Genomic DNA, 12,000 nt, shown 5'->3' with positions numbered 1-12,000 from the left:
TCGATCGTGGAACGGCCTCAGTCAGGCTCGACGATGACGAGCTCGCCGACCTGCTCGCCGATCGTGGTACGGGCCTCTGTCGGCAGCCCACGGTCGGTGATCAGCACGTCGGCGGCCTCCAGCGGGGCGATGGTGGCGATGCCGATCGTCTCCCACTTGGTGTGGTCGGCGAGCACCACGAGCCGGCGGGCCGCGCCGATGAGGCAGCGGTTGACCCCGGCCTCCAGCAGGTTGGGTGTGGTAAACCCGGTCCGTGGACTGAGGCCGTGCACACCGAGGAAGAGCAGGTCGACGTTGAGCGCACTGATCGCCGCCTCGGCCACCGGCCCGGTCAACGCGTCCGACGGGGTGCGGATGCCACCTGTCAACACGACGGTCTGGTCGGCGCGCGGGTTCTGGTAGAGCGCGTCGGCCACCGGGATCGAGTTGGTCACCACGGTCAGCCCGCGTACGTCGGAGAGCAGCGTGGCCAGCGCGGCGGTGGTGGTGCCGGCGGAGAGCGCGATGGCCATCCCCGGCTCCACCATCGTCGCCGCCCGCTCGGCGATGGCCCGCTTCTCCACCTGCTGGCGGATCGACTTCGCGGCGAAGCCGGGTTCCTCGGCCGAGCCGGGCCCGGCGAGGGTCGCGCCGCCGTGCACCTTGTCGACCAGGCCGCGCTCGGCCAACACCTCCAGGTCGCGCCGGATCGTCATGTCGGACACGCCGAACCGACTGACCAGGTGACTCACCCGCACCCCGCCACGTTGGCGGATCAGATCGAGGATGGCGGTCTGCCGCTGCTGGGCGAGCATGTGGGGAACCTCCTTCGCGCCGTGACTGTCGTCAGAATCAGGTCCGGTCCTCACGGACCACCGCCACCTCACCGGCCGGCAGTGCCAGCTCACCGGCGCAGTGTCCTCCGGTCAACAGCTCAACGCCGTGCACCGGTAGGCGTACCTCGGTGTCGGTGTGGTTGATCGCGAACAGCCAGGTCCGGTCGCCGTCGCGGCGGCGGACCACCTCCACCCCGGACGGCGCCGACGCCGCCGGGCGAACGCCGGCCTCGGCGAGCAGCCGGGCCACCAGCCGATCGGTGGCCGGTTCGTCCAACCGGGTCCCGACATACCAGGCGGCGCCGTCGCCCACCCGGTGCCGGGTCAGCGCCGGCACGCCCGGCAGGGGCCCATCGGTGTACGAGGCGAGCACCTCGGAGCCGTCGGGGTGCACCCACTCGGTCCACACGTCGGCGGTGCTGCCGTCGTCGAGGTGAACTCGCTCGCCCTCGCGCAGCGGGAAGAACTCCTCGGTCCGGACGCCGAGCAACTCCCGGAACGCGCCCGGGTAGCCGCCTAGCCGGATGTGGTCGTTGGCGTCGACGATGCCGCTGAAGTAGGTGACCGCCGCCGTGCCACCGGCCGCGACGTAGCGGTGCAGCGCGGCGGCGTCGGCGTCCCGAACCAGGTAGAGGGTCGGCACCAGGACCAGCCGGTAGCCGCTGAGGTCGGTCGACGGGTGGACGATGTCGGCGGTCACGCCGGCCCGCCAGAGCGAGCCGTACAGGGCGTTGAGCCGGTCGGTGTAGGTGACGTCGACGCTGGGGTGCGAGTCCAACTCGACACCCCACCACGCCTCCCAGTCGAACAGGATCGCCACATCGGCGTCCACCCGACTACCGCGTACCTCGGCGAGCGCCTTGAGGTCCGCGCCGAGCTGGCAGACCTCGCGGAACACCTTGGTGTCCGGCCCGGCGTGCGGCACCAGCGCGGAGTGGAACTTCTCCGCGCCGGCCCGGGAGGCACGCCACTGGAAGAAGAGCACCCCGTCAGCGCCGCGGGCGACGTGCGCGAGGCTGTTGCGGCGAAGCTGCCCCGGCAGCTTGGCCACGTTGCGCGGCTGCCAGTTGACAGCGCTGGTGGAGTGCTCCATCAGCAACCACGGGTCGCCGCCGGCGACGCCCCGGGTGTGGTCGGCGGCGAGCGCCAGCCCGAGGTGCGCCTGCGGGTCGGCGGCGGTCAGGTAGTGGTCGTTGGACACCAGGTCCACATCGGAGGCCCAGGAGTGGTAGTCCATGTGCTTGACGCCCATGCCGATCATGAAGTTGGTGGTGATCGGCTGCCGGACGAGTGTTCTCAGCACCTCGCGTTCGGCGCGCAGTTGGGCGCGCAGCTCGTCGGAGGAGAAGCGCAGGAAGTCGAGCTGCTGCGTGGGGTTGGCGAAGGCCGTAACCGTGCGGGGTGGGTTGATCTCGGCCCAGTCGCCGTAGCGCTGACTCCAGAACGCGGTGCCCCAGGCGTCGTTGAGTCGGTCCAGGTCGTCGTAGCGCTCGCGCAGCCAGCCACGGAACGCCTCGGCGCTGACGTCGCAGTAGCAGTGCACGTTGTGGCAGCCCAGCTCGTTGGAGACGTGCCACATGACCACTGCGGGATGCTCGGCGTACCGGCCGGCGACAGCGCGTACCAGCTCCAGCGACCGCTCGCGGAACACCGGTGAGCTGGGGCAGTACGCCTGTCGTCCCCCGGGCCAGAGGATCGCGCCGTCGGCCCGGCGGGGCAGCGTCTCCGGGTGCTCGCGGGCCAACCACGGCGGTGGGCTGGCCGTGGCGGTGGCCAGGTCGACCTGGATGCCTCCGTCGTGCAGCAGATCCAGCACCCGGTCCAGCCAGCCGAACTCGAACCGCCCCGGGGTGGGCTCCAGCAACGCCCAGGAGAAGATGCCGACGGAGACCAGGTTGACCCCGGCCTGGCGCATCAGGTCGACGTCCTCGGACCAGGTTTCCTCGGGCCACTGCTCGGGGTTGTAGTCGCCGCCGAAATAGATGCCGTCACCCTGCCATCGCCGCATGACAGCTGAGGGTGCACCCGTCGGACCACCGAAGTCAACACGTTCCAACATTGAGCTTATTTCCAACGTTTACCAGGTAACGGCCGTGTCACGGCTGGGTTATCAGAGATGAACTGCCCTCTTGACAGCGCCCGACCGCAGGGTAGCTTGAGGCCCCAATGGCCGATCGTGTTCGCCAATGTGGATTCTCGGTGGATCTCAATGTGTGATCACGACGCTGGACCTGCCTTCACCAACCCTGAGGCCCTTGGGCGTAGCTCCTTCTCATCCGCAGGAGGCACAGATGTCCCGTCCCCAATCCCAAGCCGAGTACCTGGCTCGGCTCGTACCGCCCTCAGTCGCCGGCATCAACCGACGATCGTTGCTGGCCGGCGCGGCCGGCACGGGCGCGCTGCTCGGCACCGGCCTGCTCTCCGGCTGCGGCGACGATTCCGGCTCCGGGGGGTCCAGCACTGACGTTTCGCTCGGCTCGAACCAGTCCGATCCGAAGCCGAAGGACGTCCTGGCCAAGGTCACCGACGGCTTCAAGGCCTCGTCCGGCGTGCAGGTCGCGGTCAATACGGTCGACCACAACACGTTCCAGGAGAACATCAACAATTACCTACAGGGCAAGCCGGACGACGTGTTCACCTGGTTCGCCGGCTACCGGATGCGCTTCTTCGCGCAGAAGGGCCTGGCCAGCGACATCAGCGACGTGTGGAGCAAGCTCTCCGGTTACTCCGACGCCTTCAAGAAGGCATCCACCGGCGACGACGGCAAACAGTACTTCGTACCGGGGACGTATTACCCGTGGGCGCTCTTCTACCGCAAGTCGGTATGGCAGCAGCGCGGCTACCAGGTGCCCACCACCCTGGACCAGTTCACCGCGCTCGGCGCGCAGATGAAGAGGGACGGCCTCATCCCGATCGCCTTCGCGGACAAGGACGGCTGGCCGGCGATGGGCACCTTCGACATCCTCAACCTGCGCATCAACGGCTACCAGTTCCACATCGACCTGATGGCCGGCAAGGAGGCCTGGACCTCCGACAAGGTCAAGAAGGTCTTCGACACCTGGGCCGGCCTGCTCCCCCTGCACCAGCCGGACAGCCTCGGCCGCACCTGGCAGGAGGCGGCGCAGTCGTTGCAGCAGAAGAAGAGTGGCATGTACCTGCTCGGCCTCTTCGTCGGTCAGCAGTTCAGCAACGACGAGCAGGACGATCTCGACTTCTTCACCTTCCCCGAGATCGACCCGGCCATCGGCGCGAAAGCACTGGACGCCCCGATCGACGGCTACATGATGGCCCGCAAGCCCAAGAACGAGGACAACGCGCGGAAGCTGCTGGAGTACTTCGGTGGCAAGGCCGCCGCGGACATCAACCTCAAGAACGACCCGGCCGTCCTCGTCGCCAACAGTGGCGCGGACGTCGGCGGCTACACCGCGCTGCAGAAGAAGGCAGCCGAACTGGTCGGGTCGGCCACCGAGATCGCCCAGTTCCTCGACCGGGACACCCGGCCGGACTTCGCCTCGACAGTGATCATCCCGGCGCTCCAGCAGTTCATCAAGAACCCCAAGGACATCGGCGGGCTCACCTCGTCCATCGAGAACCAGAAGAAGTCGATCTTCACTGACTGACGGCGGAAGGGGGAGGACATCGTGTCCGACCTGCCCCTGATCCAAGCGGATCGCGCCGTGCCGCCGCCGGCCGCGACCACCTCCACTGGTGGTCGTCGCCGGCGGCTACGGCTCCTGTCCCGCACCGACCGCGTGGTCATCACGCTGATGGTGCTCGTCCCGCTGCTGCTCGTCACCGGGTTCGTCTGGTTGCCGGCGGCGGCCACCGTGCTGCTCTCCGGCACCAACTGGGACGGCATCGGCCCATTCAACGAGATTGAGTTCGTCGGCGCCCGCAACTACAGCGACGTGGTGAACATCTACCCGCCGTTCGTGCCCGCGATCCAACACAACCTGCTCTGGCTGGCGGCGCTGTTCGTGGTCGCCACCCCGTTCGGCATGTTCCTGGCCGTGCTCCTGGACAAGGAGCTGCGCGGCAGCCGCTTCTACCAGACCGCGCTCTACCTGCCGGTGGTGCTCTCGCTGGCGCTCATCGGCTTCGTCTGGCAGCTGCTCTACTCCCGGGACCAGGGGCTCATCAACGCCGTCTTCGGCAGCAGCATCGACTGGTACGGCGACTCGAACGTCAACATCTGGGCAGTGATGGTCGCCTCCGGGTGGCGGCACGTCGGCTACATCATGCTGCTCTACCTCGCCGGCCTGAAGGGCGTCGATCCGTCGCTGCGCGAGGCAGCGGCGGTCGACGGCGCCTCGGAGCGCCGGACGTTCTTCCGGGTCGTGTTCCCGGTCATGCGGCCCATCAACATCATCGTGCTGGTGGTGACCGTGATCGAGTCGCTGCGCGCGTTCGACCTGGTCTGGGTGGTCAACAAGGGCCGCAACGGGCTGGAGCTGATCTCCGCGCTGGTCACCCAGAACGTGGTGGGTGAGGCGAGCCGGATCGGCTTCGGCTCGGCACTGGCAACGATCATGCTGGTCGTCTCGCTGGTCTTCATCACCATCTACCTGGCGACCGTGATGAGGGAGAACCGGGAATGAGCACCGCGACAATCACCCGGCGTACGGAGGGCGGGGCCGACGCGCCGCCGCGCCGCCGCAAGTTGACCCCGTTACGGATGCTGCTGCACGGCTTCCTGATCGTCGTCTCGCTCGCCTGGCTCTTCCCGATCGCCTGGGCGGTGCTGACCTCGCTGCGCTCGTACGACTACACCGCAGCGAACGGCTATGTCTCCTTCGGGGGCTGGACCTTCGACAACTACGTCACCGCCTGGCGGACGGCGGAGTTCGGGCAGCACTTCCTCAACTCGGTGTACATCACCGTGCCGGCGGTGCTGCTGACCCTCTTCCTCGCCTCCTGCGTGGCGTTCGTCATCGCCCGGTTCAGCTGGAAGCTCAACCTCGTCCTGCTCGGGATCTTCACCGCGGCCAACCTGCTGCCCCAGCAGGCGCTGCTCATCCCGCTGTTCCGGCTGTTCACCGAGGTGCCGCTGCCGGAGTTCATGAGTGACTCGGAGCTGCTCTACGACAGCTACTGGGGCCTGATCCTGATCAACGTGGCCTTCCAGTGCGGCTTCTGTGTCTTCGTGCTCAGCAACTACATGAAGGCGCTGCCCCGTGACCTGTACGAGGCGGCGATGGTCGACGGGGCGAGCATCTGGCGACAGTACTGGCAGGTCACCATGCCGCTGTGCCGGCCGGCTCTGGCCGCGCTGGCGACGCTGGAGGTGACCTGGATCTACAACGAGTTCTTCTGGGCCACCGTCCTGATGCGCACCGGCGACAAGTTCCCGGTGACCAGCTCGCTCAACAACCTGCGCGGTGAGTTCTTCACCGACAACAACCTGGTCTCGGCGGGCAGCGTGCTCGTCGCGATCCCCACCCTGGTGATCTTCTTTATGCTCCAGCGACACTTCGTTCGGGGCCTGACCTTGGGAGCCTCCAAAGGATGACGATCCTGCACCTGCGCCGCGCGCGGACCAGCCTGGTGCTCGACGCGCGCGGCCCGGGGCTGCCCCGGGTCGTGCACTGGGGCGGCGACGTCGGCGACCTCGACGACGACGGCCTGCGCCAGCTCACCGACGCGACAGTACCGCCGGTCGTACCGAGCAGCTTCGACGAGTCGACCGTGCTGTCAGTGCTGCCGGAGGCGAGCGCCGGCTGGAGCGGGCGGCCCGGCCTGGCCGGGCACCGCGACGGTGCCGGCTGGTCCACCGCGTTCCGGCTGGACGGTCTCGACGTCGACCAGCCCGCCGACGGACCGGCGCGGGTGACCGTCCGGGCGTCGGACCCGGCCGCCGGGCTGACAGTGACCATCGAGATCACGCTCGACCCGTACGGCCTGCTGACCGTTCGGCACCGGCTGCGCAACGACGGCGCCAGTGCGTACGAGCTGCGGGAGCTGACACCGGTGCTGCCGGTGCCGGCGGTCGCCACCGAGCTGCTCGACCTGACCGGCCGGTGGTGTCGGGAACGGTCCCCACAGCGGCACCCGTGGCAGCACGGCGCCTGGGTCCGCGAGGGCCGGCACGGCCGTACCGGGCACGACGCCACTCTGCTGCTGGTGGCCGGCACCCCCGGGTTCGGCTTCGGCCACGGCGAGGTCTGGGCGGTGCACACCGCGTGGAGCGGCGACCACGTCACGTTCGCCGAACGTCGGCCCACCGGCGAGTCCACTCTCGGTGGCGGCGAGCTGCTGGCCCCCGGGGAGATCCGGCTCGGCCCCGGCGAGTCGTACGAGACTCCCCTGCTCTACGCGGTCTGGTCCGACACCGGGCTGGACGGGCTCAGCGACGTGCTGCACACCCACCTGCGGGCCCGCCCCGGGCACCCCCGCTCCCCCCGCCCGGTGACCCTCAACGTCTGGGAGGCGGTCTACTTCGACCACGACCTGGACAGGCTGCGGGCGCTCGCCGACCGGGCCGCCCAGATCGGCGTGGAGCGGTTCGTGCTCGACGACGGCTGGTTCCGCGGCCGGCGCGACGACACCGCCGGGCTCGGCGACTGGTACGTCGACGAGGGCGTCTGGCCGGACGGCCTGCAACCGCTGATCGAGCACGTCACCGGCCACGGCCTCCAGTTCGGCCTCTGGGTCGAGCCGGAGATGGTCAACCCCGACTCGGACGTGTTCCGCGCGCACCCCGACTGGGTGCTCGCCGTGCCGGGGCGGCTGCCGCCGGCCTGGCGTCACCAGCAGGTGCTCGACCTGGGCCGCCCCGAGGCGTACGACTATGTGCTGGAACGCCTCGACACGCTGCTCACCGACCACCCGGGCATCCGTTACCTCAAGTGGGACCAGAACCGGGACCTCACCGAGGCCGGGCATCACGGCCGCCCCGGCGTGCACGGGCAGACCCTGGCGGCCTACCGGCTGTTCGACGAGTTGCGCGATCGGCACCCGGGTGTGGAGATCGAGAGCTGTTCGTCCGGCGGGGCCCGGGTGGACCTTGCCATCCTGGCGCGTACCGACCGGGTCTGGGCCAGCGACTGCAACGACGCCCTGGAGCGGCTCAGCATCCAACGCTGGACGGGGCTGCTGCTGCCACCGGAGCTGATCGGCACCCACGTCGGCCCGGAACGCTCGCACACCACCAACCGCGTACACGACCTGGGTTTCCGGGCGGCGACGGCGCTCTTCGGCCACCACGGCATCGAGTGGGACATCGCCTCGATCAGCGCCGCCGAGCAGACCGAGCTGGCCGCCTGGGTGGCGCTGCACAAGCGGCTGCGCCCGCTGCTGCACGCTGGTCGGGTGGTCCGGGTCGATCACCCGGACCCGGCCGTCTGGGCGCACGGCGTGGTCGATCACGACAACACCCGAGCGGTGTACGCGGTGGCCCGGCTGACCACCTCGGTGACGCAGGTGCCCGGCGCGGTGCGGCTGCCCGGCCTCGACCCGGGCCGGCGGTACCGGGTGCGACAGGTGTCGGGCGTACCAGCCCCGGCGAGCATCGACCTGTCTCCGCCCACCTGGCTGGCGGGTGGTCTCACCCTCACCGGGGCGGCGCTGGCCCGGGTGGGTGTGCAGCTGCCCGCCCTGCACCCGGAGCAGAGCCTGGTGCTGGAGGTCGACGCCGTCGACTGACAAGATTCTGGAGAATCTTCGGCCGGGGTGTCGAGAACGGCGGGGCCTGCTTCTACCTCACTGTGAGAGCACCGACGAGGGTGCGCAGGCGTGAGGAGCCAACCATGAAGTACATGCTGCTGATGCAGTTCAGCGCCGCCGGGACCGACTTCCCGAGCATCGACACCTGGACCCAGGACGAGGTCCGGGCGCACATCGCCTTCATGGGCGAGGTCAACGCCAAGCTGACCGCCGCCGGCGAGTGGGTCGACGGGCAGGGCCTCGGCGGCCCGCAGCAGGCCCGGATCGTCCGCGCCGGTGAGGGCGGGGTGCCGGTGGTCACCGAGGGGCCGTTCGCCGAGACGAAGGAGTTCCTGGCCGGCTTCTGGATCGTCGACTGCGAGAGCCAGCAGCGGGCCGTGGAGCTGGCCGCGCACATCTCCACGGCGCCCGGCCCCGGCGGCCGGCCGCTGAACATGCCGATCGAGGTACACCCGGTGATGTCCGCCCCGCCGCAGGAGCTGTGAGGGCTGAACACCGATCCCCGCATCGAGGACCTGCTGCGCGAGTTGGCGCCGCAGGTACTCGGCGCGCTCAGCCGCCGCTTCGGTGACTTCGCCACGGCGGAGGACGCGGTGCAGGAGGCGCTGCTGGCCGCCGCCACCCAGTGGCCGACCGAGGGGCTACCGACGAACCCTCGTGGCTGGCTGATCCAGGTCGGTTACCGACGGATGATCGAGCTGGTCCGCGGTGAGCAGGCCAGACGCCGCCGGGAGGACCTGGTCGCCCGCCGGGATCCGGACGACCAGCGGTACGCGCCAGCCCCGGACGAGGAGTTGACCGCCGAGCGGGACGACACGCTGGTCCTGCTCTTCCTCTGCTGCCACCCGGCGCTCGCGTTGACATCGGCGGTGTCGCTGACCCTGCGCGCCGTCGGTGGTTTGAGCACCGCCGAGATCGCCCGCGCGTTCCTGGTGCCCGAGGCGACGATGGCGCAGCGGATCAGTCGGGCCAAGCAGCGCATCCGGGCATCCGGGCTGCCGTTCCGGATGCCCGAGCCGGCGGATCGGGCCGACCGGTTGATCGCCGTCCGACAGGTGCTGTACCTGATCTTCACCGAGGGGCACACCAGCACCACCGGCCCGGACCTGCGCCGCGTCGACCTCGCAACGGAGGCGATCCGGCTGACCCGCGCGCTGCACGCACTGCTGCCGAACGACAGCGAATCGGCCGGGCTGCTGGCATTGATGCTGCTCACCGAGGCGCGCGGCCCGGCGCGGACCGGGCCCTCCGGCGAGCTGATCTCACTGGCCGACCAGGACCGCAGCCGCTGGGACGCGACGGCGATCGCCGAGGGCGTCGCACTTGTCACCCGGGCCCTGCCGCGCGGGCCGGTCGGTCCGTACCAGGTGCAGGCGGCCATCGCCGCCCTGCACGACGAGGCACCGAGCACCGAGCAGACCGACTGGCCGCAGATCCTGGCGCTCTACGAGGTGCTGGAACGCTTGGCCGGCAGCCCGGTGGTGGCCCTCAACCGGGCCGTGGCGACGGCCATGGTGCACGGACCCGCCGCCGGGCTGGCCGCCCTCGACGCGTTGGCCCACGACCCCCAGTTGGCCGGGCACCACCGGCTGGCCGCCGCCCGCGCCCACCTGCACGAGATGGCCGGCGAGCAGGCTCAGGCGATCGTCGACTACCGGATCGCCGCCGCCCGTACGAGCAGCCGCCCAGAACAGCTCTACCTGACCATGCGAGCTGCCCGACTGGCCGCCCAGCCCGTTGATCTCCCGTGAAGACAGAGATCACCTGGTCTCCCGCGGCGTGAGCCGGCAGCTTCACCCGCCACAGCGGGCAATCTTGGACAGTTTCCGTTCCGCGGAACGGGAAGTGTCCAAGATCTACCCCGCGAGCCTCTCCCACGCCACTACCGGGGGCGACGGCGCGAGGAACGGCGGCGCGGCCCGCGACAGCGGCGCGGGTGGGTGCTGGGTGGGTCGGTGGGGCTCGCCAAGCTCACCGGCATCGCGCTGATCATCGCCGGGGTGGTCATCGTGAACCTGGCCGGAGAGCACTGAGTACTGCGGTCTTCGGTGGCCGGGTCCGACGTGGACCCGGCCACCGGTCCGACGGTCAGCTCGCCGTGCAGCTCACCACCGGCGGGCTGTTGGCGCCGGTCCAACTGCCGAGGAAGCCGAAGCTGGCACTGGCCCCGGCGGCCAGCCGTCCGTTGTAGTCCGTGTTGCGGGCGGTCACCGTGGTTCCGCTGCTGGTGAGGGCCACATTCCACGACTGGGTGACGCGCTGGCCGTTGGCGAAGGTCCACCCGGCGGTCCAGCCGGTGATCGCCCTGGCGCCGGCGGTCACCCGTACCTCACCCTGGAAGCCGCCCTGCCACTGGTTGGTCACCGTGTACGTCGCCGTGCAGCCACCGGCGGGCGGGGGCGTCGTGGGCGGAGGCGTGGTGGGCGGAGGCGTCGTCGGGGGTGGGGTGGTCGGCGGCGGGGTGCCGCCGAAGACGCTGGCCTCGCGGGCGGTCTGCCGGATGCCGTTGACGCCGTTGAAGAGGCGCTGACCCCAGTCGGTCAGGCTCGCCGGGTTGAAGTTGGTGGCCAGGTCGAGATACTCGACGCCGCCGCCGTTGCCGCTCCACGACCAGCCCAGCCAGCCGATCCCGTTGGCCTGGCTGTACGCGAGGATGGCGTCCTCGTCCGGGTTCCCGTCGGAGTGGTTGAAGCCGAACTCACCGACCACGATGGGCAGCCCGGCGGTGCGGAACCGGCCCAGGTAGTCGCTGATCTCCGCGGCGGTGTCGAACACCCCGTACATGTGGATGGAGAACACGGTGTTGCGGGCCGGGTCGGCGGCGAAGACCGACGCGGCGTTGTCGCGCATGGTGAACGACCAGTCCTGCCCCCAGTTCGGCGCGTCCACCATGATCGTGTGGGTCAACCCGCCGGCCCGCAGGCGCTTGATCGCACTGGCGTTGTCGGCGGCCCACGTGGCGTAGTTCTGGTTGCCGTACGGCTCGTTGCCGATGTTGACGATGACGTACCTCTCCTGACCGGCGAGGACGTCGGCGAGGCTGAGCCAGTAGTCGACGGCGCGGTCGAGGGTGATCGCGCCGCTCTGCTCGCCGTACCCGGTGGTGTCGTGCACCTCCAGCACGCAGATCAGCCGGTTGGCCTTGCAGAGCGAGATGACGTTGGCGACGTCGGCGTTGGTGTTGCGGGTCCACCGGTCGCCGCTGGAGAGCACCACCCGCACGGTGTTCGCGCCGAGCGCCTTGACGTCGGCGAACGAGCTGGTCTGCTGCGGGTACCAGGTGTGCGCGTGGTTGACGCCGCGCATGATGAATTCGGCGCCGTTGGCGTCGTACAACTTGCCGCCAGCGACGGAGAAGCCAGCCGCGGCGTGTGCCGGCTGGCCGAACACCAGCACCGTGACGAGCAACGCGAGCACTGTCGCGCCGGCGGCGGAGAGTCGAGTCTTCATGGCCTTCCTCAGGGAGGACCCCCGGTGCCCGACAGGGGTGGGGACGTGACAGGGGAAGGCGGCTGCAGCCCGG

At 69.8% G+C, this 12,000-nt stretch carries 9 protein-coding genes; 6 read left to right on the top strand and 3 right to left on the bottom strand.

The window, feature by feature from the left end:
- Positions 1-17 precede the first annotated feature (17 nt).
- Positions 18-794 carry a DeoR/GlpR family DNA-binding transcription regulator gene (locus ACIA47_RS28545; RefSeq protein ID WP_396711439.1) on the bottom strand — a complete coding sequence of 259 codons (777 nt, stop codon included), beginning with the start codon at positions 792-794 and terminating at the stop codon, positions 18-20.
- A 37-nt stretch (positions 795-831) separates the two neighbouring features.
- Entirely contained in the window at positions 832-2,823 is a 1,992-nt protein-coding gene (locus ACIA47_RS28540; protein WP_396711438.1) for a beta-galactosidase, read from the bottom strand.
- A gap of 283 nt (positions 2,824-3,106) precedes the next feature.
- Here ACIA47_RS28540 and ACIA47_RS28535 point away from each other — a divergent pair, with 283 nt between their 5' ends.
- The 6 genes from ACIA47_RS28535 (at position 3,107) to ACIA47_RS28510 (ending at position 10,228) form a co-directional block, all read left to right on the top strand.
- Entirely contained in the window at positions 3,107-4,435 is a 1,329-nt protein-coding gene (locus ACIA47_RS28535) for an ABC transporter substrate-binding protein (protein ID WP_396711436.1), read from the top strand.
- A gap of 21 nt (positions 4,436-4,456) precedes the next feature.
- The gene (locus ACIA47_RS28530) at positions 4,457-5,413 is read left to right on the top strand and encodes a carbohydrate ABC transporter permease (protein WP_396711434.1); all 957 of its coding nucleotides are present in this window, start codon (positions 4,457-4,459) and stop codon (positions 5,411-5,413) included.
- Positions 5,410-6,324 carry a carbohydrate ABC transporter permease gene (locus ACIA47_RS28525; protein WP_203121068.1) on the top strand — a complete coding sequence of 305 codons (915 nt, stop codon included), beginning with the start codon at positions 5,410-5,412 and terminating at the stop codon, positions 6,322-6,324. Before ACIA47_RS28530 ends, ACIA47_RS28525 begins: the two co-directional genes overlap by 4 nt.
- Positions 6,321-8,456 (top strand): alpha-galactosidase, encoded by a 2,136-nt coding sequence (locus ACIA47_RS28520; protein ID WP_396711433.1) that lies wholly within the window; start codon positions 6,321-6,323, stop codon positions 8,454-8,456. The genes ACIA47_RS28525 and ACIA47_RS28520 overlap by 4 nt, the downstream gene beginning before the upstream one ends.
- A gap of 104 nt (positions 8,457-8,560) precedes the next feature.
- On the top strand, positions 8,561-8,962 hold the full coding sequence (locus ACIA47_RS28515; protein WP_396711432.1) for a YciI family protein: 402 nt from the start codon (positions 8,561-8,563) through the stop codon (positions 8,960-8,962).
- Between the two features lie 42 nt (positions 8,963-9,004).
- Complete coding sequence (locus ACIA47_RS28510; RefSeq protein WP_396711430.1) at positions 9,005-10,228, top strand: RNA polymerase sigma factor; 1,224 nt, start codon at positions 9,005-9,007, stop codon at positions 10,226-10,228.
- Positions 10,229-10,565: 337 nt separating this feature from the next.
- On the opposite strand, the gene ACIA47_RS28505 is transcribed toward ACIA47_RS28510, so the two are convergent.
- On the bottom strand, positions 10,566-11,927 hold the full coding sequence (locus tag ACIA47_RS28505; protein ID WP_396711429.1) for a cellulase family glycosylhydrolase: 1,362 nt from the start codon (positions 11,925-11,927) through the stop codon (positions 10,566-10,568).
- Positions 11,928-12,000: the final 73 nt, after the last annotated feature.

This window comes from Micromonospora sp. NPDC051227 (assembly GCF_044455385.1).
Taxonomy (GTDB): Bacteria; Actinomycetota; Actinomycetes; order Mycobacteriales; family Micromonosporaceae; genus Micromonospora.
The sequence above is the reverse complement of the archived record's forward strand: the minus strand, read 5'-3'. Positions and strand labels throughout refer to the sequence as shown.